General features: G+C 69.4%; 17 protein-coding genes. 10 read left to right on the top strand and 7 right to left on the bottom strand.

Going from position 1 to position 21,274, the window contains the following annotated elements; genetic code table 11:
* Nucleotides 1-149 precede the first annotated feature (149 nt).
* From F8O04_RS11055 to recQ, 5 genes are all read left to right on the top strand, one after another.
* Nucleotides 150-1,643, top strand: coding sequence for an MFS transporter (locus F8O04_RS11055; protein ID WP_158029437.1), 1,494 nt, complete (start codon nt 150-152; stop codon nt 1,641-1,643).
* A gap of 111 nt (nt 1,644-1,754) precedes the next feature.
* Entirely contained in the window at nt 1,755-2,060 is a 306-nt protein-coding gene (locus F8O04_RS11050; RefSeq protein ID WP_158029436.1) for a rhodanese-like domain-containing protein, read from the top strand.
* Nucleotides 2,061-2,176: 116 nt separating this feature from the next.
* Nucleotides 2,177-2,830 carry a TetR/AcrR family transcriptional regulator gene (locus tag F8O04_RS11045; RefSeq protein WP_158029435.1) on the top strand — a complete coding sequence of 218 codons (654 nt, stop codon included), beginning with the start codon at nt 2,177-2,179 and terminating at the stop codon, nt 2,828-2,830.
* A 256-nt stretch (nt 2,831-3,086) separates the two neighbouring features.
* On the top strand, nt 3,087-5,885 hold the full coding sequence (locus tag F8O04_RS11040) for a hypothetical protein (protein WP_158029434.1): 2,799 nt from the start codon (nt 3,087-3,089) through the stop codon (nt 5,883-5,885).
* Nucleotides 5,886-5,894: 9 nt separating this feature from the next.
* A complete protein-coding gene (recQ, locus tag F8O04_RS11035) occupies nt 5,895-7,931 on the top strand; it encodes a DNA helicase RecQ (protein WP_158029433.1) in 2,037 nt (678 codons plus the stop codon).
* A gap of 12 nt (nt 7,932-7,943) precedes the next feature.
* On the opposite strand, the gene ypfJ is transcribed toward recQ, so the two are convergent.
* Nucleotides 7,944-8,840 (bottom strand): KPN_02809 family neutral zinc metallopeptidase, encoded by an 897-nt coding sequence (gene ypfJ, locus F8O04_RS11030; RefSeq protein WP_158029432.1) that lies wholly within the window; start codon nt 8,838-8,840, stop codon nt 7,944-7,946.
* Nucleotides 8,841-9,124: 284 nt separating this feature from the next.
* Here ypfJ and F8O04_RS11025 point away from each other — a divergent pair, with 284 nt between their 5' ends.
* Nucleotides 9,125-11,263 carry an acyl-CoA dehydrogenase family protein gene (locus F8O04_RS11025; RefSeq protein ID WP_158029431.1) on the top strand — a complete coding sequence of 713 codons (2,139 nt, stop codon included), beginning with the start codon at nt 9,125-9,127 and terminating at the stop codon, nt 11,261-11,263.
* 31 nt (nt 11,264-11,294) lie between these two features.
* On the opposite strand, the gene F8O04_RS11020 is transcribed toward F8O04_RS11025, so the two are convergent.
* From F8O04_RS11020 to F8O04_RS11010, 3 genes are all read right to left on the bottom strand, one after another.
* On the bottom strand, nt 11,295-12,086 hold the full coding sequence (locus F8O04_RS11020) for an alpha/beta hydrolase (RefSeq protein WP_188726401.1): 792 nt from the start codon (nt 12,084-12,086) through the stop codon (nt 11,295-11,297).
* A 121-nt stretch (nt 12,087-12,207) separates the two neighbouring features.
* On the bottom strand, nt 12,208-13,314 hold the full coding sequence (locus tag F8O04_RS11015; RefSeq protein WP_158029429.1) for a PucR family transcriptional regulator: 1,107 nt from the start codon (nt 13,312-13,314) through the stop codon (nt 12,208-12,210).
* Between the two features lie 49 nt (nt 13,315-13,363).
* Nucleotides 13,364-14,290 carry a VOC family protein gene (locus F8O04_RS11010; RefSeq protein WP_158029428.1) on the bottom strand — a complete coding sequence of 309 codons (927 nt, stop codon included), beginning with the start codon at nt 14,288-14,290 and terminating at the stop codon, nt 13,364-13,366.
* 159 nt (nt 14,291-14,449) lie between these two features.
* Here F8O04_RS11010 and F8O04_RS11005 point away from each other — a divergent pair, with 159 nt between their 5' ends.
* Nucleotides 14,450-15,850: a glutamine synthetase family protein gene (locus F8O04_RS11005; RefSeq protein WP_158029427.1), complete on the top strand. Its 1,401-nt coding sequence runs from the start codon at nt 14,450-14,452 to the stop codon at nt 15,848-15,850.
* Nucleotides 15,851-16,155: 305 nt separating this feature from the next.
* Here the strand turns inward: F8O04_RS11005 and F8O04_RS11000 are convergent, their stop codons facing one another.
* The 3 genes from F8O04_RS11000 to F8O04_RS10990 all read right to left on the bottom strand — a co-directional run bounded on the left by F8O04_RS11000 (nt 16,156) and on the right by F8O04_RS10990 (nt 18,205).
* Nucleotides 16,156-16,899, bottom strand: a complete 744-nt coding sequence (locus F8O04_RS11000; RefSeq protein ID WP_158029426.1) for a gamma-glutamyl-gamma-aminobutyrate hydrolase family protein — start codon at nt 16,897-16,899, stop codon at nt 16,156-16,158.
* Nucleotides 16,896-17,285: a cupin domain-containing protein gene (locus tag F8O04_RS10995; RefSeq protein ID WP_188726400.1), complete on the bottom strand. Its 390-nt coding sequence runs from the start codon at nt 17,283-17,285 to the stop codon at nt 16,896-16,898. Before F8O04_RS10995 ends, F8O04_RS11000 begins: the two co-directional genes overlap by 4 nt.
* Nucleotides 17,286-17,371: 86 nt before the next feature.
* Nucleotides 17,372-18,205, bottom strand: coding sequence for a fumarylacetoacetate hydrolase family protein (locus F8O04_RS10990; protein WP_158029424.1), 834 nt, complete (start codon nt 18,203-18,205; stop codon nt 17,372-17,374).
* Nucleotides 18,206-18,312: 107 nt separating this feature from the next.
* Here F8O04_RS10990 and F8O04_RS10985 point away from each other — a divergent pair, with 107 nt between their 5' ends.
* From F8O04_RS10985 to F8O04_RS10975, 3 genes are all read left to right on the top strand, one after another.
* The gene (locus F8O04_RS10985; RefSeq protein ID WP_158029423.1) at nt 18,313-18,888 is read left to right on the top strand and encodes a helix-turn-helix domain-containing protein; all 576 of its coding nucleotides are present in this window, start codon (nt 18,313-18,315) and stop codon (nt 18,886-18,888) included.
* A 380-nt stretch (nt 18,889-19,268) separates the two neighbouring features.
* A complete protein-coding gene (locus F8O04_RS10980; RefSeq protein WP_158029422.1) occupies nt 19,269-20,234 on the top strand; it encodes a transporter substrate-binding domain-containing protein in 966 nt (321 codons plus the stop codon).
* A 145-nt stretch (nt 20,235-20,379) separates the two neighbouring features.
* Nucleotides 20,380-21,267, top strand: a complete 888-nt coding sequence (locus F8O04_RS10975) for an amino acid ABC transporter permease (RefSeq protein ID WP_188726399.1) — start codon at nt 20,380-20,382, stop codon at nt 21,265-21,267.
* Nucleotides 21,268-21,274: the final 7 nt, after the last annotated feature.

Below are 21,274 nucleotides of genomic sequence, written 5' to 3'. Positions count from 1 at the left end.
CCTCAAAGCGCTCGGCGAAATCGGGGCGACCGCGCGTCGCCATGCGCGCGAGTAAAGTGCGGCTTGTCGGCACCCCGCGAGGCACCTCCCCGGTGCGACACCCCCCTCGACGACCGCACCCCCTGGGCGCGGAGGGAAGGACCTCTGCCATGCCCCGATTTAGCCCGGTCTCGATGGGCGCCATCATCGGCGCCTTCGCGCTGGTCGAGTTCACGAGCGGCATCCTCCAGGGCTACTACACGCCGATGCTCACCGACATCGCTCGGCACCTCGACGTGCACGATGCCGACGTCAACTGGCTCGAGGGGTCGCAGCTCATGCTGTCCGCCATCACCGTGCCCCTGCTGTCACGGCTCGGCGACGCGATCGGGCACAAGCGCATCCTGCTTGTCTCGACATTCGTCGTGATGGTCGCGACCTTCGGGCTCGTGGTGGCTCCGAACTTCGCCGTGTTCCTCGTGGCGTGGGCCGTGCAGGGCGTCTATACGGTGTGGCTGCCGCTCGAGATCGCGCTCATCTGGATTCGCGCGGAGCGGGCCGCCGGGCGCGTGCCGGGCACGCGGCCGGCTGCGCTGACGCGTCGGGCGGCCGGCATGCTCGTCGCCGCGCTCGAACTCGGCGTCATCGGCGGCGCGCTCGCCGGCGGCGCCCTCGTCACCGCGCTCCCGCTCGACGCCGTGCTGCTCGTGCCGGGGATCGCAGTGGCGCTGTGCCTCATCGCCATCTGGGTCTGGGTCGACGAGACCCCGAGCGTCACTGGTGGCGGGGTCGACGGCATCGGCACCACCCTGCTGACGCTCTCCCTGCTCGCCGCGACGGGCGGTCTCAGCCTGATGCGCATGCTCGGCCCCGAGCACCCAATCCCCTGGCTCGTCATCGCCGCCGGGCTGCTGCTCCTGTGGCCATTCGCGCGGCACGAACTGCGGGTCGAGCGCCCCCTCATCGACGTGCGCATGTTCGTCGATCCGGCACTGTGGCCCGTGTTCGTCACCTCGGGGCTGTTCGGCATGAGCGTGCTCGGTGCGCAGGCGCCACTCTCAACGTTCGCGCGCACCGATCCCGCCGTGACCGGCTACGGACTCGGGATCTCCGGGTTCGAGACATCGATCATCATCGGCGCGTACGTACTCAGCCTTGTCGCCGGCGCCATGCTCTACCCCCTGGTGACGCGGACCATCACGCCCCGGATCACGCTCCTCTGCGCGACCCTGCTCGTCGCGATCGGCTACCTGCTGTTCGTGCCGTTCCACGACACGTACGCGCAGGTGCTCGGCAACATGCTCATCGCAGGCGCGGGCTCCGGGGCCCTCGTCGCGGCCCTGCCCGCTTCTGCAGCGGCGGCCGCGCCGGCGGACGCGACGGGCGTTGCGACCGGCCTGACCAACGCGGTGCGCATGGTTGGCGGAGCCGTCGCCTCGTGCGTGTTCGGCCTGGCACTCGCGAACGGTGTCGCCGCCGCGAGCGGGGCGACCGCACCCCTCGGCGACGACGCGGTCACTGCCGGCAGCCTCACGGGGTACATGACGGTCTGGATCGTCTGCGGCGCCAGCGCCCTCGCGGCGGCGGCCACGCTGCTGATCGTGCCGAAACGCGCGTTCGTCGACGCGCCGGAGCCGGTCAGCCCGGCGGGGCTCGTCACGTAGCGGCGGCCAGGGGCCGTTCCGGGTGACCATTGCACAGCCGGCCGCTCCTCGGCGCCGGCGGTCCGATGTCCACTGAGAACGGCCGCGTACGCTGCTCGAGGAGGTACCCACATGCAGACGATCACCACCGCCGAACTCGCCGCGCTCGGCGACAACGTCACGCTCATCGACGTGCGCGAACCGCATGAGTACGCCGAGGCCCGCATTCCGCACGCCGTCAGCGTTCCGATGAGCGAGCTCGGCGAGCGGCTCGCCGAGGTGCCGGACGACCGCGCGGCCTACGTCGTGTGCCAGGGCGGCGTGCGCAGCGCCCGCGTGATCGAGGCCCTCGAGCCCCACGGGTGGGGGCACCTCGTGAACGTCGAGGGCGGCACGGGCCAATGGATCGCCGAGGGCCGCCCGGTCGCACACGACTGACCGCGCGTCGAGGCCGGGCCCGACCGCGTCCCGCGGCATCCCGACCACGCGCGCAACGCGGGTCCTTCAGGTGAAACGGCGCTTACCATTGCGACGAAACGCCCCGGGAGGCCGCCGTGTCAGAGCAGACACCCTTCGAACTCGCCAAAGCTTCGCCCGACGAAACGACGCCGGATGCGCCACCCGCCGGACAGGGACGCGCGGCGCTCCTCCGGGCCACCATCGCGGTCGGCCTCGCCGACGGCATCAGCGGCATCACCTCACGCTCGGTCGCCGAGGCGGCCGGAGTGGCGCACAGCCTCGTGCGGTACCACTTCGGCACGATCGACGCGCTCATCACCGAAGCCCTCGGCCTCGCCATCGACGAGGGGCTCGAGCTCGGGTGCGACCTCGCGTCGGCGGCAACGCTCAGCGAGTTCACCGAGCGGCTCGTCGCGTCGGTGATCGAGCACCAGGACACGCAGGCGTTCCTCTTCGAGGCGCTGCTCGAGTCGCGGCGCCGGCCCGACCTCTTCGGCCAGGTCGAGCGGTACTACCGTGACTATCGCGAGGCGTTCTCGTCGCATTTCCAGCGCCTCGGCGTCACCGATCAGGGGCTCATCGACGTGATCTTCTTCGCGTTCAAGGGCATGGTCATGAAGGAGGTCGCGTACCCAGACCAGGACGGCACGCGCGGCGCGATCGTGTGGCTCCAGAACCTCGTGCTCCAGCACACCGGCGTTCCGCTCGGCGGCGCCGCACCCGCGGGCGTCGACCGGCTGACGACCTGAACCGCAGCGACGGGGAGGCGGCCCCAACGGCGATCGCGAGGCACACCCAGAACGTGGTGTCAATGGGGAGAGCTGCAAGTCCTCCCAGGCGGTGAAATCCGGTGGTGAGGGCTAGCGTTTTGGGAAGCGCCGTGGCGATTGCGCACGAGCGTCGACGCGGTCGGGTGCGCCGAGGAGGCGTGCCAGCCGGCGGCGACCAGCGTGGTGCCTGTGCTCCGCGGCGGCTGACGAGTCGACACGAGCCGAGTGGTGGTGCATGAGCGAGAGCGGGAACTCGGGAACGCCCCCCGTGTACGGCGGTCGCCGCCGTACACGCGGTGTGCTCGCGCGCACCACCGAGCGCACGACGGTCGACGAGGCGCATCCGACCGTCCCGGATGCCGTGCGTTACTTCCCCGCTACCGGCCAGATCCCGATCGTAGGCGGGACGGGGGCGGGTGACGAGTTCGACCAGACGAGCCCCAAGCTCGGCGCCGGCCCCAGCGCGGGCCCGCGAGTCGCTGATACCCCCGCGCCGCCCGCCGCATCGCCCTCCGACGCCTATCTCTCGGAGGAGACGACGCCGCGCATGGCGAGCAGCCGCGCCCACAGCCTTCGGCGCACCGGCCGGACGGCGGCGGACGGGCAGGTGCAGATCACACCCCCGGCCCAGCAGGCTCCAAGCCCTCCGCCCCCCCGGCCGGCTCGCGGCGCCGACACCGAGAGCGTTCACGGTTCACCCGCACCGGTGACCGGACCGCGCATCACCATCGATGGGGTCGCCCTGCGAACGGCGCCGACCGCCTCGCCGCGCAGGGAGTCGGAATCGGCCGCGGCGCCGATCGGGCCGGACACGTGGCGCGTGCCAGCCGACGAACCACCCCCGGGCGGGCTGGCGCGCCGAGCGATGATCGAACCGTTGCGCCCCTGGTCGGACGAGGCGACGGGCACGCGCGGCGACGCGGGCCCGGCCCCGACCGGCCCCATCGCGACGCTCCCGCCCTCGGGCCGGACCGCGCCGCACCACGCCGGCGCCTCCTCACCCTCCGCGCCGTCGCGGTCGCCATCACCATCGCCATCGCCATCGCTTGGGACGGTCACCCGCGAACGCGAGCGCACGGGAGCCATCGAGCTCCCGGCGTTCCCCGAGGGAGAGCCGCGCACCGCGGCCGGCGCGGGCGAGGCGCCCGCGTTCACGCCCGCCGGCGACCGCGCGACAGGTGCGGGCCGGGCCGTTGCCGCCGCGCCGGCGCGCGCCGGCAGTCGCGGGAGAGACGGGAACGCCCCGCGCACAACCGCCGGCTCCCGCATCCGCGCCGCAGTGACCGCACCCGCCCTGTGGCTCGGAGTCGCCGCCACGATCGTGTGCTTCATCGCCAGCTGGTCGCCGGCGTTCTCGGCCGACGAGGCCTTCACGATCGAGGCGGCCACGCGCGACTGGGCGGGCATGTGGGCACTCATCACCGAGGCGCACGCGGCCAACGGCGTGTGGATGGCGATCACGCACCTCTGGATCGGCGCGTTCGGCGCGAGCGAGCTGGCGCTTCGCCTCCTGCCCGCCGTCGCGGCCGGCGCGACGGTCGCGGGCACGACCCTCATCGGCACGAGGCTGGCCGGCGCGCGGACCGGCGTCATCGCGGGATCGATCGCGGTGCTGCTGCCCCGGCTGACGCTGCAGGGCACCGAGGCGAGCAGCCTGGCCGCCGCCATTGCGCTGGCGACCTGGTCGACCGTCGCCGTGACGTGGGCCGTTGGCGTCGACGACCCGATTCCTCGATTCGACGTGCCATCACGCCTCGTCTCGCGCCGAGACCGCGCGCGCCGCGCCGCCGCGCGGTGGCGTCACATCGGCCGGTGGACGGTCGTCGCCCTGCTCGTCGCCGCCGGTGCCTGGGTGTTCGCACCGGTCGTGCTGATGGCCCTCGTGCATCCCCTGTTCGTCATGATCTCGACCCCGCGCCGCGGCGTGCTGCGCGGATCGTCCCTCGCCTCGCTCGGCGCGATCGTGCTCGCCTCGCCCCTGCTCGTCGTCGTCGCGCAGCAGCAGTTCGTGCTCCTCGGCCGCGCCGACGGCCTGCCCGCCACGGCATGGGACTGGATCGGCGTTCCGACCATGACCGACGCCGTCTGGGCCGTGCCAGTTTTCGTCATGACGGTGGTGACGCTCGGGATCGCCGCGTTTCGCATCCGAAAGGTCGTCGACGCCGCGGGAACGGCGGCGGCACTGCTCGGCATTCTGTGGCTCGTCGTCCCCGCGGCCGGCTTGGGGCTCCTGCAGCTGTTCGCCCCCGGCGCCTTCGCGCCCGACTACCTCGCCTTCACGGCGCCGGGGCTCGCGCTGCTGCTGGGCGCGGCGATGTCGGCAAGGCCGATCTGGCTCGCGCTCGTGCTGCTGCTCCTCACGCTGCACTCGTGCCTGCCCCCGCTCGTGATGCAGAAGCTCCCGACCGCGAAGGGCGGCAGCGACGACCGCGCGACGGCCGAGTACATCGCAACGAACGCGGCCGACGGTGACGGAATCGTGTTCTCGGATGCCGAGACCGATCCGAAGAGCAGTCGCGTCATGCTCAGCACGTATCCGCGCGCCTTCGAAGGCCTGCTCGATCTCACGCTCTCCCAGTCGGGTGAGGCGTCAGGCACGCTGTGGGACACCTCGGTCGACATCGCGACGGTGCCGTCGCGGCTCGACGAGGTGGACCGTGTGTGGGTGCTTCGGCCCGACAGCGACCCCATGACTTCGACGACGCCCGAGTACGGGGTCTACACGGGCGAGGGCTTCGCGGTCATGTCGTCGGCCGTGTTCAACGAGTTCATCGTGTACGAGCTCGTGCGCACCGACGCGTTCGGCCTCGACGAGGACGGCCAGCCCCCCGCGCCCGATCCGCTTCCGGAGCTGCCACAGCCGATCCCGACGAACTACGACGGCAGCGACACCGGAACCGGGAACCCCGAGGACACGACCGACGGCACCGGGACCGGCGCGGAGAGCGGCACGGAGACGGATGCCGGAGTCGGGCCGAGCGGGAACGCCACGACGACCGCCGGCGACGCGTCGGAGGGCGGTGACGGCGCCTAGGCTGGTGCCATGCTCGAAACCCTCGACGCCCGTGCCATCGACGAGCGAGCGCTCGAGATTCTCCGCCGCACGTTCGGGTACGACGAGTTCCGGGGCGAGCAGGCCGACATCATCCGTCAGGTCGCCGGTGGCGGCGAGGCGGTCGTGCTCATGCCGACTGGCGGCGGCAAGAGCCTCTGCTACCAGATCCCGTCGCTGCTTCGCGAGGGCACCGGCATCGTCATCTCGCCGCTCATCGCGCTCATGCACGATCAGGTCCAGGCGCTCGGCCAGCTCGGGGTGCGCGCGGCCTACCTCAACTCCACGCTCTCGCTCGAAGAGCGTCGATCGGTCGAGCAGGCCTACGTCGCCGGCGAGCTCGACCTGCTCTACCTCGCTCCCGAGCGACTGGCCGGCGCGGCCGAGCTGCTCGACCGCGGCGACATCGCCCTGATCGCGATCGACGAGGCCCACTGCGTGAGCCAGTGGGGCCACGACTTCCGCCCCGACTACCTGCAGCTCGGCATGCTGCGCGAGCGCTGGCCGCGCGTTCCCCGCATCGCCCTGACGGCAACGGCAACGCTGCAGACGCGCGCGGAGATCGCCGAGCGCCTCCACCTGACCGACGCGCCGATGTTCGTGTCGAGCTTCGACCGCCCCAACATCCAGTACCGCATCGCGCCGAAGCAGGATGCTCGAGGCCAGCTGCTGCGCATCCTGCGCTCCGAGCACGATGGCGACGCGGGCATCATCTACTGCCTGTCTCGGGCCTCCGTCGAGAAGACCGCCGCCTGGCTGCAGGGCGAGGGCATCACCGCGCTGCCGTACCACGCCGGACTCGACGCCGCGACGCGCTCGCGCAACCAGGCGCGGTTCCTGCGCGAGGAGGGGATCGTGATGACGGCGACGATCGCCTTTGGCATGGGCATCGACAAGCCGGATGTGCGGTTCGTGGCGCACCTCGACCTGCCAAAGTCGGTCGAGGGCTACTACCAGGAGACAGGGCGCGCGGGCCGCGACGGGCTCCCGGCAACGGCGTGGCTCGCCTACGGGCTGCAGGACGTCGTGCAGCAGCGGCGCATGATCGACGACGGCGAGGGCGACGCGCAGCGCAAGCGCGTTCAGGGGCAGCACCTCGATGCCATGCTCGCCCTGTGCGAGACCGTCTCATGCCGCAGACAGCAGTTACTGCGCTACTTCGGACAGGAGTCCGAGCCGTGCGGCAACTGCGATACCTGCATCACCCCGCCGGCGTCGTGGGACGGCACGATCGCGGCCCAGAAGCTCCTCTCGACCATCGTCCGCCTGGGCCAGCGCGGGCAGTCGTTCGGCTCCGGCCACGTCATCGACATCCTGCGCGGGAAGCAGACCGACCGGGTGCAGCAGCGCGGGCATGAGTCGCTGTCGACGTTCGGCATCGGCGCCGATCTCTCCGAGCAGGCGTGGCGAGGCGTCGTGCGGCAATTGCTCGCCCAGCGGATGCTCGCGACGGTCGGCGAGTACGGGGTGCTCGCCCTCACCGATGAGAGCCGGGAGGTGCTGCGCGGCGAGCGCACCGTGAAGTTCCGCACCGAGCTCGAGCGCACGCGGGGCTCGTCTTCGCGCTCCCGCGGCGGAGCGGAGGCCGACGCGCTCGCGCCGGCCGCCCGCGAACGCTTCGAGAAGCTGCGCGCGTGGCGGCTCGAGACGGCGCGTGCGCAAGACGCGCCCGCCTACGTTGTGTTCACGAACGCGACGCTCACCGAGATCGCGCGCGACAACCCCCAGCACCTGAGCGAGCTCGGCTCGGTGTCAGGGGTTGGCGAGTCGAAGCTGGAGCGATACGGGGACGAGGTGCTCGCCGTGCTGCAGGGGCTCGGTGACGCGGCACCCGGCGGCTCGGCCGCGCCGGCGCCGGCGACGTCGCGACCCGCTCCGACCCGCTCACCCCGGCCCCGTCGTGCGGGGTCGCCGGGCGTGAGTTTCGACGAGCCGCCGATCATCGACCCGCCCCCGCCGGACGACGAGTACTTGACGCCGCCGGAGGAGGAGTTCCTGGCGCCCCCACCTCCCGACGACTGGCGTTAGCGGCCGGTAGGTCTACAGCTCGCTCGCGCTCGCCGAGAACGTGTCGCAGGCCTCCCACCCCTGCTCGTAGCCGGTGATGAACCAGCGCTGGCGCTGCTCCGACGACCCGTGGCTGAACGCCTCGGGGTTCACCTCCTGACCCGACGATTCCTGGATGTGATCGTCGCCAACCGAGGCGGCCGCGCCGAGCGCCTGGGCAATCTCGTCGCGCGTCGGCGGCTGCAGCAGCTGGTTGCCCTCGGCGTCGGTCGTGTTGGCGGCCTCGCCGACCCAGTCGCCGGCGTAGCAGTCGGCCTGTAGCTCGACGCGCACTCCGTCCGATGCCGGCCCGCGATCCTGCGTATTCGCCTGGCCGAGCACGCCCGTGAGGTGCTGGATGTGGTGACCGTACTCGTGCGCGACGACGTACATCTCGGCCAGCGGGCCACCAGACGACCCGTAGCTCTGCTCGAGGATCTCGAAGAACGACGTGTCGATGTACATCGACTCGTCGCCCGGGCAGTAGAACGGCCCGACGGCGTTCGACGCGGTGCCGCACCCCGACGTCGTCTGCCCGCTGTAGAGCACGAAGCCCGGCGTGCGGTAGTCAATGCCCATCGACGGGCCCTGGCCCGACCAGTAGCTCTCGAGCGAGTTCTGCGCGCCGACCATGCGGCACTCGACGTAGGCGTTCGCGTCGGCCCCGGTCTGGCAGTGGTCGAGGTCGACATCGCCCTCCTGCCCCTGGCTCTGCTCGGTGTCCGTCCCGCCGACCAGGCCTGTCAAGTCCACGCCGAGGAACTGCGAAGCGAGCAACGCGATGACGAGCACGACGAGCCCGCCGCCTCCGATCGCGACGCCCGTTCCGGCGCGCCCGCCGCGCCGACGCACGCCCGACGTGTCGAGCTTCGACTGCTCATTGAAGGTCATGCTTCTCAAGCTAGCGACGAGAAGCCGCCGGCGGGAGAACCAACCGGACACGCTCGGTGGCGCGGCGGCTATGCGCGTGTCGCAACCGGATGCTCCCTGCGCGATTGGAGCATCCGGCCAAGTCACGCGCCGTGCCGGGGTGCGTCGCGTTGGCGGCAACCGCAAGCAACGTCGCCGCCCGCGCGAGGGCCGGATAGCGTGACGGCGAAGGGCGGACGAGCGACTCGAGCGCGCCGCCCGGCCGAACGGGATGCACCCCCGCATCCGCGCACCGAGGAGGACCGGTGAACAACACCACGCGCACGACCACTGACGACGCCGAGCTGCACGACGCGGAACTCGACAGCCCCGAGCCCGGCGACCGAGCCGTCGACCAGGCGCGCATCGACGTGGCCGACCTCGGCGAGCGCCTGCTGGGCGCGTGGAAGGACGAGCGGCTCGCGGCCCGCGCGAAGGTCGCGAACCCGGAGTACCACAAGGTGCCGGACCTCACGATGGCCGAGCACCGCGAGCGCACGCTCAGGCAGATGCAGATGCTGGCGGACGATGGGGCGGTCAATCTCGCCTTCCCGCGCAGCGTCGGCGGCCACGAGAACCACGGCGGCAACATCGCCGGCTTCGAGGAGCTCGTGCTGGCCGACCCGAGCCTGCAGATCAAGGCCGGTGTGCAGTGGGGCCTGTTCGGCGCCGCGGTCATGCACCTCGGCACCGACGAACACCACCGCCGGTTCTTGCCCGACATCATGTCGATGAAGGTGCCGGGCGTCTACGCGATGACCGAGACGGGGCACGGCTCCGACGTCGCTTCGCTCGCGACGACCGCGACCTATGACGAGTCCACCGAGGAATGGGTCATCAACACGCCGTTCCGCGGCGCGTGGAAGGACTACGGCGGCAACGCGGCTCTGCACGGCACGGCGGCCGTGGTGTTCGCGCAACTGATCACGAAGGGCGTGAACCACGGCGTACACGCGTTCTACGTGCCCATTCGCGGTGACAACGGCGACTACCTCGACGGCGTCGGCGGCGACGACGACGGCGTCAAGGGCGGCCTCAACGGCATCGACAACGGTCGCCTGCACTTCACGAACGTGCACGTGCCCCGCAGCAATCTGCTCAACCGCTACGGCGACGTGACGGCCGACGGCACGTACTCGTCGCCCATCGAGAGCCCCGGACGCCGCTTCTTCACGATGCTCGGCACCCTCGTGCAGGGCCGGGTCTCGCTCGACGGCTCGGCCAACGCCGCCGCGAAGGCCGCGCTCGCGATCGCCATCCGCTACGGCGACGAGCGCCGCCAGTTCGCCGGCCCGGACGGCGACGAGACGGTGCTGCTCGACTACCAGCTGCACCAGCGACGACTGTTGACGCGCCTCGCGACGAGCTACGCGGTCGGGTTCTCGCACGAGAGCCTGCTGCGTCAGTTCCACGGCGTGTTCTCTGGCGAGCTCGACACGCCCGAACAGCGGGAAGACCTCGAGACACTCGCGGCCGCCCTCAAGTCGCTGTCGACGTGGCACGCGCTCGACACGCTCCAGGAGTGCCGCGAGGCATGCGGCGGCGCCGGGTACCTCGCCGAGAACCGGTTCACGCAGCTGTACGGCGACCTCGATATCTACACCACGTTCGAGGGCGATAACCACGTGCTGCTCCAGCTCGTGGGCAAGCGGCTGCTCACCGACTACAGCGAGCAGTTCCGTGGCGCCGACGCGCGCAAGACCGTGCAGATCATGGTCGGCAAGGTGGCCCTCCGCATCCTCGCCGGGTCGGGGCTCCGACAGGCCGGCCAGGCGTTCGCCGATTTCGGCTCGATCGCTCGCTCAGCGGGACGGCTGCGCCGGCCCGATGAGCAGTATGAGCTGCTGAGTGATCGCGTGCGCACGATGGTCGAAGACATCGCCATGAGCATCGGGCGGGCGCGTGGCAAGTCGAAGGCCGAGCAGGCCGACGTGCTGGCCCGCCACCAGCACCGTCTCATCGAGACGGCGAAGGCGCACGGCGAGCTGCTGCAGTGGGAGGCGTTCACCAACGCACTTGCCGACATGCCCGACGACACCACCAAGCGCGTGCTCACGTGGGTGCGCGACTTGTTCGGCCTTGGCCTCATCGAGCAGCACCTCGACTGGTACCTGCTGAACGGGCGGCTGTCGGCCCAGCGGGCCGCGACCGTCTCGCGGTACATCGACCGCCTCGTGGCTCGGCTGCGCCCGCACGCACAGGACCTCGTGGATGCGTTCGGGTACGGCCCCGAGCATCTCCGCGCGGCCATCGCCACCGGCGCCGAGGCCGAGCGGCAAGACGAGGCGCGAGCCTACGTTGAGGCGCAGCGCCGAGCGGGCACGCTGCCCGTCACCGAGAAGGAGCTCCGCAGGCGCGCCGAGGCCGAGACGAAGCGCGCCAAGGAGGCCGCCGTCACCGCCTAGTGCCGCGGTGAGGCCCGCGGCGAGGCCCGGCTCAGCCGAGCCGCGAGCGGAAGAGTGAGGCGATGAAGTCGAGGATCGGGCCGTCCTGGAACGCCTCGTCTTCGTGGCCGGCGCCGCCGACGACGAGCATGGACGAGCGAGCACCGGCGAGCACGAGCACGTCGTGGAAGCGCCGGCTCTCCTCCGCGCTGACGACGCGGTCGCGATCACCCGTGACGACGAGGAACTCGGCCGCGCCGGCCGACACGTTCTCGAGCGGGTCGATCGCGAGGTGGGCCGGGTTGCCCGCGTCGTACGGCTCGGCGAACATGCCGGTCGACGCGTCGATCGGGTACAGCCTCCGCTCGAGCGCGGTGCCGCTGCCGTGCAGCCTCCCGTCGAGCACGGCGTACCAGGGCACGGCCACGTCGACGGCCCGCGCGAGGCCCTCGCGCGGGTTGCCGAGCCCGAGCATGGCTGCGAGGTAGCCCCCGGCCGACGCGCCCATCGAGCCGATGCGCTCGGTCGCCACGCCGTGTTCGGCGCCGTGTTCGCGCAACCACGCCACCGCCGTGCGCGCGTCGTCGAGGGCCGCGGGGAACGGCGCGATCGACAGCAGCCGGTATGAGACCGTCGCGACGGCGATGCCCCGCGCCGCCAGCTGCGCCGCGCGCGCCTCCTCGTGGTCGGTGCGGGTGCCGACCTGAAACGCGCCGCCGTGGAAGTACACGACGAGCGGCGATGGGCGGGATGCCTCGGGCGGCAGGTGCAGATCGAGGGCGAGATCGTACCCGTCCCGGGTGGCGTAGACGAGGTCGCGGACGGTGCGGACGGCTGCGGTCACGAATGAACTCCTTGGTTCGCTGGGCTTTGCGTTGTCGGTCGGTCCACAAACGAACGTACTCGGCAGAGATCACTCGCAGCAGCACGACGACGATGGAAGGTCGAAGTCGCGCGACGACCTCTCACGAGACGCGCCTCACCGGCTGCCGAATCTCGTCGAGCGCGCGCAAGGCGAACCAGAAGTTGGCGATCTCGCGCGATGATTTGAGGTCGATCCCGAGCAGCTCCTCGATCTTCTGCAGCCGGTTTCGAAGCGTGTTGCGGTGAATATGAAGGCGTGCCGTCACGGCGACGATGTCGCGGTCCTCTTCGAGGTAGCCGCGGAGCGTTGCCACGAGCTCGCTCCCGGTTGCCGCGTCGTACTCGGCGAGCGGCTGCAGCACCTGGCCCGCGATCTCGACGATCGGCACCTCGTTCGACGTGAACAGCAGCAGATCGCCGAGGTTGACCCGCCCGGGGTGGTGCACGCCGGCACCACTCTCCAGCGCAGTCACGGCTTCGTAATACGAGGCGCGGAGATTGCCGGCGCCTCCGCGCGGGCGGCTCACGCCGACGCGGGCCCCTGTACCGAGGGCCTGCAGTTGGCGAAGGAACATCGCGGCGATGCGCTCGGTCATCGAGTCGTCCGGAACGACGAGCAGCTCGAATTCTCCGTGCCGCACCCGGAGGAACGGGTCCGGGGCGAGCTGACGCAACCGGAGCGCGAGCTGCGCGCCCCTGCTTTCCGTAGGCTGCACCGACCCGACCAGCACACGGTGCGGCGACCGGGCGTCGACACCGAGCGCCTCGAGGCGGCTCGTGGCGTCGCCGTCGGACAGCCGCCGCTGCAGGATGTCCTCGATCAGTCCGAGGGCGATCTCGCGACGCACCTCCACGGCTTCGAGCATCCTTCGCAGTTCCACGCCCGCGAGCTCGGCCACGAGTTCGACGAGCCGTTCGGCATCCGCCGGAAGACGCGCCGCGACGCGCCCCGCGTGCTCGCCGCCGACGAAGATGTCGCGCACCGTGAGCCCGTGGTGCTTGGTGCCGCTGCGGATCAACTCGAGGTCCCACATTTCGCGCGGCGGGATGCTCGCGAGGGTGTTGCCAGTGACGTCGATGATGACCGCGTCGGCGCCGACCGACGTGTGCAGGGCGCGCAGGAGACCGGCCAGTCCGCCTGCGCCGACGCCGCGCACCAGGGCGCGCGTCGCGGCGATGTCGTCGACCGCGCGGTCGTCGTCTGCCATGGTGACCTTCCCGACCGAAGCGGGGCGTGTGCGGCGCCCTGATCGAAACCTACTGCCAGATCGAGCGAAGGCTCTCCTGCTCCGCGGCGATCGCCTCGTCGTCGAATCGGAAGTACGAGCGCGGCGGAAGCATGCCCCACGCGTTCGATGAGCGACGGTCGTCGGGGAAGTCGCGCGGCTGGTGGAACTCGTCGATCTGCTCCATGTCGCAGTACAGCTCGATGAAGCAGTCGTTCTCGGGCGTGCGCACGTAGCCGGCGAGGTTGCCACCGATGCCGTGGCGCACGGGGCCCCACGGGAAAACGCGACCGTGCTGCGCGAGATGGTCGAACGTCGAGCGGATCATGCCCCAGTCGCCGAGGTCGAAGGCCACGTGGTGGAAGTGCGGTGTACCCGTGTTGACGAAGGCGTTGACGTGGTGGTCAGCGTTGACGCGCAGGAACGCACCAGCGTCGCCACCGAGCCGATCGGTGAGTTCCTGACCGACGACGTTGACGTAGAAGTCGACCATCTCGTGGATGTTGGCCGTGAGGTAGTTGACGTGCCCGAGGCGGCGGTAGCGGCCCGCTCGCATCGCGCCGGCGTACGACGCCTCGCCTGCGGAGCGCGACGCGAGCGGGTAGACGTCTTGGCCGGTACGAGGACGGAACGGCACGAACGCGACCCCATTGTTCTCGGGATCGACGAAGTGCACGGCGTCGTCCGTGCGCGTGTAGTCGACGCCGACGCCCTTGAGGTGCACCTCGGCGTCATCGAGCGAAAAGTCCGGGTGCAGATTGTAGGCGGCGTACTGAATGCCGACCTCGTTTGAACGCTCGAGCACGATCGAGTGGGGTTCGTAGTTGCACGCGAGATAGGCCGTGCTCTGATCGCGTCGCCGCTCGATGAGCGCGAACTCGGTCTGCCAGCTTTCGCTCGAGGCGTCGAGGTCTTTGACGCCGAACTTCACGTGATCGATGTCGTGGAGCTTGATCATGTCGGTTCCCTTGGTGGCTCGTGGGTCAACGGTTGGGGAGCTGCGGCACTACCGTGCCGCCGGCGCGCCGGCGCCCGGCACTGCCATGTTTCCTTTGCTGAACAGTCATAGTACTGTAGTGAACAACATTTGCCCAGAGCACACGCACCGGAGGTCTCCATGACCCTTCCCCAGCCACCCGCGCAGGTGGATGCGCGCACCCCCGCCATCGACACCTCGCGGCGATCGTCGACGGTCGTTCCAACGACGGAGCCGGACCCTGCAGCCGCCGGCGACCGCCTCGACCGCCTGGTCACCGCTGGAGCCAAGGTCATTCGGGTGGTGCACGCCGATCTCTTCGGCCGCCAGCGCGCGAAGGCGTTCCCCGCATCGTCACTTCCCCAGCTGCGCGAGGGATTCGCCTATTCGAAGATGAGCATCGCCGAGGACCTTCTCGGCGTCCCCGTCGACGAGGACCAATTCTCAACGGTCAAGGGCCACCCCGACCTCTTCGCCCGCATCGAGCCCGAGTCAGCCGTCGTGCCGCCATGGGAGCCCGACGCAGTGTGGGTGCTCTCGTCGCTTTGGGAGCACGGGGAGCGGTCACCGCTCTGCGCGCGCGGCGCCCTGGCGTCGGCGCGTGAACGTCTCGAGGCCGAGCTCGGACTCACCGGCATCGCCGCCGGGGAGCCCGAGTTCTACCTGTTCGAGGTCGATGACGACGGAAAGCGCGTGGGCGCCTACGCCAAGAACGGCGTGTCGTACACGATCGACCGCATCACCGACCCCAGGGGCGTGGTGGGGCGCATGCACCGCAGCCTCATCGACTTCGGCATCGGAGTCACGGTCGTCAACCGCGAATTCTCGCCGGGTCAGTTCGAGATCAACCTGCACCACGACGAGTGCCAGGTGGCCGCCGACCAGGCATTTCTCCTCAAGACCGCGATCAAGGAGCTCGCGATCACCGAAGGTCTTGAGGCGAACTTCATGGCGAAGCCCGTCACGGGCGACGAGGGCTCGAGCCTGCACTTCCACCTGTCGCTCTGGGACGGTGACCGCAACGTTTTCGCCACCGACGGCGCCACGGAGGAGGGGCTGAGCGAATCGCTCCGACACGCGATCGCTGGTCTGCAGGCGCATGCGCCCGCGATCATGGCGTTCGCCGCACCAACCGTGAACTCCTACAAGCGCCTGCAGGGCGACGGACTCTCCCCGCGCACGAGCAACATGGGCGTCGACAACCGCTACGCGTTCGTGCGCATCCCTCCGGAGGGGGGCTCGGCGGCGCGCTTCGAACTCCGTGCGGGCGACGCGAGCGCGAGCCCGCACCTGTTGCTGGCCGCGATGCTGCACGCCGCGCGCGACGGCATCGTGCGTCGCCTCGAGCCGACCGATGCGGGCGTTGCGCTGCCGCGTTCTCTCGAGCAGTCGGTGGCCGCACTGCAGGCGAGCGAGCTGTTCCGCGACGCCTTCGGCGACGAGCTGGTACCGATCTACGCCGCGCTCAAGCGCCGTGAGATCGCGGCGTTCGAATCAACCGTGACCGATTGGGAGTGGAACCTCTACCACTCGCACGTGTAAGAGGCCCCGCCGGGGACCGCGAGCGCCCGCCGCCACACCTGCGCGGGCGCTCGCCAGCCGCATTGGCCACGAACACCCGCCCCGGCTCCCCTGCGCACGCGACCGATGCATCAGCACCCCCACTGCGACGAGATGCCCCTACGGCGACGAGAGCGTGGCGCCACATCGTCATGCCCGCTACCACGCACGCCAGCAGGTGCAGGATGCTCATGCGCATGGGCCACGGAATGCGCAGCGACACCTCTGTCGCGGACGCGGTGTCCTCGTTCGCCGTGGAGGCGTTCATCGAGGCGCGGCCGGGCGCGCTATGCCGCGACGCGGGCCCCGGCCGCCGCCTCGATGAAGGCCGACATGAGGGCTTTCGAACGGTCGTCGAGCTGCTCCTCCGGGTGCCATTGCACCCCAACGCAGAAGACTGCGCCTGGCAGCTCGACACCCTCCACGACGCCGTCCGGGGCGACGGCATTCGGCACGAGTCCGTGGCCGAGCCGATCGACGGCCTGGTGGTGGTGCGAGGCGATCTCGAACCGCGCATCCGGCATGATCGCTGCCAGCCGCGTGCCCTGGATGATCTCAACGGGATGCCTTGTGAAGGCGCCGACGACATCTCGGTGGGGCGTCTGGTCGACCCGATCGGCCAGGTGCTGTTCCAACGTGCCGCCGAGCGCGACGTTGATGAGCTGCTCGCCCCGGCAGGCGCCGAGCAGCGGCATGTCGCGGCGCACCGCCTCGCCAATGAGCGCAAGCTCGAGCCGGTCGCGGATCGAGTACGGGGGGTCATTGGCCCCGTGCGGGTCGTGTCCGTACAGCACGGCATCGACGTCGCGGCCACCGGGCAGGAAGAGCCCGTCGACCAGGTCGAGGAGCACCCCAGGCCGGTCGATGTACCCCTCGAGGCTGGGGAACAACACGGGATCGCCTCCGCACGTCGTGACGGCATCGACGTACGTGCGCGGCAGGCTGTCGTTCGGGATGTTCTTCCACGCACCGGACGTGACCCGCTTGAGATCGGCGATGACGCCGATGACGGGGCGGGGCGCGCCGGTCATGCGCGTGCGGGCGCCTCGTCGCCCTCGAGCGGGTTCGCATCGGTCCAGTCGGTGACCCCGTACGCGAACGACAGCCAGACGCAGTCGTGCCCCTCGTCGGCCCCGTGCCAGTGCATCTCGCCCGGCACGGTCTCGATCGCGGTGCCTGGCTCGAGCCCGGCCCAGGTGCCCTCGGCGCTGCCGACGCGGCCGACGCCGGACTGCAGCACGATGATCTGTCCGCCGGGGTGCCTGTGCCATTTGGTGACGGCACCATCGGTGTGGTGCACCCGCGCCAGGTCCACGTCGGTGGGCGTCGGCGCCTCGATGATCATCTCGAGCTGCACCTGGCCGGTGAATCGGCCGGCGTAGACGTAGTTCTTGTCGCCCTCGGGCAGGACACGCATCGGGCCCTCCTTCATGTGTGTGGAACGTTGGCGCGGATGGGCGGCGGCAGACGGAATGGTCCGGCCGCCGCCGGACACCCGCGTGGTCAGCTGTCCTCGGCGCGGACGCCGTTGCGGATGCTGCCGACGCCGGGGATCTCCACCTCGACCACGTCTCCGGGCACGAGGTAGCGCGGGGGCTTGCGCTCGTCACCGACGCCGCCCGGCGTGCCGGTGGCGATCAGGTCGCCGGCCTCCAGGGTCGTGCCACGCGACAGGTACTCGATGATGCTCGGAATGTCGAAGATCAGCTGGTTGGTGTTGCCGTCCTGCATCACCTCGCCGCTGACGGTGGTCTTGACCTGAAGCTCGCTCGCCTCCGCCAGCGAGCCGGGCTTCGTCGCCGCCGAGACCGGCGTGAAGGTGTCGAAGGACTTGCCGAGCGTGAACTGACGCATGGGCGTCTCGAGCTGCGCGCGGCGGCCCGAAACGTCATTGAGGACGACGAGGGCACCGACGTAGTCCCAGGCCGCTTCCTTCGAAATGCGGTACCCCGTCTTCGACAGGACGAGGCCAAGCTCGCCCTCGTAGTCGGTTCGCGTCTCTTCGCGCGGGATCACGATGTCATCGGTGGGGCCGGTGACCGACGACGGGAACTTCGCGAACACCACCGGCACGTCGGGGCGGGCGAGGTTCGTCTCTTCGACGTGCGTCTGGTAATTGAGGCCGATCGCGAGGATCTTGCCGGGGCGCACGGTTGCGAGGAGTTTGACGTCCTCGACCGCGTGCGCCGCACCGGCGGCCGCCTCCACCGCAGCCCAATTCTCAGCCGAGGGAATGAACCCCGGCGTGGGCGCGTCGTAGGCCGTCGTGATGGTGTCACCGTCGAGACGACCGATGAAGCGGCCTTCCTGGGTCTCGAACTGCACAGCTTGCGTCAAGGGGGCCTCCTGGGATGTCGTCCGTGGTTGCTACAAGAGTATACTCGTATCCCTAAAATAGCACTCCAGGACGATACCGGCGATGCCATTTCTGCGAACATGAAGACATGTCGTCCGCGCACTCCGCCACGCTCGCCGAGAACCTTCGCCGGCTTCGCGAGACCCGAGGCCTCTCCCTCTCCCAGCTCAGCGACCGGTCGGGGATCGCCAAGGCCACCCTGTTCAAGATCGAACGGGGCCATGCGAATCCGACACTCGACACGCTCGTGGCGATCGCGGACACGTTTGACGTTCAAGTGACATCGCTCATCGCATCGTCCCCCCGGGCCGTCATCGACGTCGTCCGCGACGGCGAAGGCGTAGAGGACATCTCCGACGACGCATCCGTGGGCTTTGTCCTCCGGCGAATGGTCGTTGGAGCAGGATCGATTGAAATCCATTCACAACGTTTTCAGCCGGACGCCGTCGAGACATCGCCGTCTCACGGCTCCGGAGCGCGTGAGCACGTACTCGTGCGCTCCGGCCGAATCGAGGCCGGCCCGGTCGGCCTCGAGGTCGACCTCGGCCCGGGCGACTACGCGACCTACCCGGCGGACCGCACGCACCGGTGGCGCGCGATAGACCAGGAAGCCGCCGTCTTCATCGTTCATACGTTCCCCAGGGCCGCGACCGTCGTCGAGTAGCGACGCGCCCCGCGACTGCACGCCATTGAGGCGTGCAGTCCTGCGGCACGCAGTCCCCGCGGCACGCAGTCCCTGCGGCTCCTAGCCCTCGAGAACTGCACGCCTCAGATACCCGATCACGTGACGGCACACCGCCCGCGTCGGCATGCCCTTGGCGACACTGGTCGCAGCCCCCCCCCCGAGCGAGGCCCCGGAGCACGAGGGCGCGCCACTGACGCGGGAGCGGCGAGGCGAGCGGACGTGGCGATCAGGCGTAACACGATCGCTATCTTTTGGTAGCACGGCAGTGTTACTGTAAGAAACGCAATGGATCTCCGGGCACGGCGAAGGAGAGCAACGACGCCTCCTCAGCCACGCCGCCCAACTTCGAAAGGAAGACCATGAACACTGCGCAGCCTCATACACGAATCTCGTCCCGAGCGCTCTCCGGCATCGCTGCCGCGTCACTGCTCTTGCTCGCAGGGTGCGCGGGCCAGTCCGAAGCCGAAGGGCCCGGCGAGACCCAGGACTTCAGTCAAGAGCTTCACGACATGCTGCCCGAACACATCCGCGCGGCGGGGGTCATCAGTGTCGCCGGCGCGTTCGACAACCCTCCGAACCTCTACGCCGATACGACCGACACCACGAAGGCCAACGGCATAGCCCCGGATCTCGCAGAGGCGATGGGCGAGCTCCTCGGCGTCGAGTTCCAGTGGGTGAACACGCAGTGGCCCGGGCAGCTTCCAGGCCTGGATGCAGGAACCTACGACCTCATCTGGGGTCAGGCCTCCGTCACGGAAGAGCGTGAACGCGAGATCATCGACCTCATTCCCTACACGCAAACGGTGCTCGGCTGGCTTGTCCCGGCCGGAAATCCCCTCGACCTCAGTGGCTGGGAATCCGCGTGCGGCAAGCGGATCGGCATTACGGTCGGCGCCATCTTCGCGGAGATCCTCGCCGACGCGAGCGAGGACTACTGCACCAGCCAGGGCCAACCAGCGATCGAGGTGAGCGAATTCCAAGGGAGCGAGCACACGGCGATTCTGTCCAATAACATCGACGCCGGCATCGACTCGTATCCCGTCCTGTCAGGGACCGCCAACGAACATCCCGACGACTTCACGGCTGTTCAGATGCCGGAGGATGAGTCGTTCGAGTACTACTCGGGCCTCGCCGGGATCGGCATCAGCAAGCAGAACCCCGAACTCGCCAACGCGCTCGCGGAAGCAATGCTCGTTCTCTACGAGAACGGAAGCCTCGAGTCGATCTACGCAGAATATGACGCCGTCGATCAGATTCCGGACACCGAATTGATCGGCGTCAACCCGCTGACGCAGACCCCGGCGGGCGAGATCGAGTCGGCGTGACGCACAACGACGACAGGCGACCCGGCCGCAACTAACGAGCAGCATGAGTCGGGATCGCGCGGATGCACGTCGCGCGATCCCGGCGCGCACAAGAGTCACCAGCCGACGCGGGGCCGGACCCCCAACGACATTCGAGGAGCATGTGATGAATAAGGAGACGCCGGACACGGGCGTCATCACCCAGATGGAGCGGCAGGTTCGCGAGGAAGTTGATCTTTCCGCGAAAGTCGTGCCGGTCCGCCATTGGGGTCGAGGCGTACTCACCGTTATCGTAGCACTGATCGCCCTGCAGATTACCTGGGCTTTGGCGACGAACGAGCACATCCACTGGGAAGTCGTCGCCTCTCACCTTTTCAGCGGGTCGATCCTCAATGGCCTCTGGGTGACGCTTCAGCTGACCGCCCTCTCGCTCGTGATATCCCTCGTCTTGGCAGTTATCGCCGCCGTTCTGCGGATGTCGAAGAGCAAGGTGGTGAGCGGAGTCTCATTCGCGTACGTCTTCTTCTTCCGAGCGATACCACTCATCGTTCTCCTCATCTTCGTCGGCAACCTCGGCCTCTTCGTCACGGAATTGACCCTCGGAATCCCGTTCACCGAGATCGTCTTCTTCTCCATCCCGGTCAACCAGGTGTTCACCCCGTTTGTGGCGTCGGTCGTCGGCCTCTCCCTGGCGGCCTCCGCCTATATGAGTGAGATCGTTCGTGCGGGCCTGCTCTCCGTCAACAGAGGCCAGTATGCGGCTGCCATGGCCCTCGGCCTGGACCGGGGAAAAACGCTTCGCTATATCGTAATCCCGCAGGCGATGCGAGTCATCATTCCGCCTATGGGCAACGAGTTCATCACCATGCTGAAAATGTCCGCGCTCGTCTCGGTCATCGCCGGCGGCGACCTCTTGACCGCTGCGCAGGCGATCTCGGGGGTCAACTACCGCACAATCGAACTGCTCATCGTCGCGACCATTTGGTACATCGTCGTGATCATCGTCGTTTCCGTGTTCCAGTACTTCATCGAGCGCCGCACCGCGGAGAAGTAGGAGAGAC

This window comes from Pseudoclavibacter endophyticus (genome assembly GCF_008831085.1).
GTDB classification, from domain to species: Bacteria; Actinomycetota; Actinomycetes; order Actinomycetales; family Microbacteriaceae; genus Pseudoclavibacter; species Pseudoclavibacter endophyticus.
The sequence above is the reverse complement of the archived record's forward strand: the minus strand, read 5'-3'. Positions and strand labels throughout refer to the sequence as shown.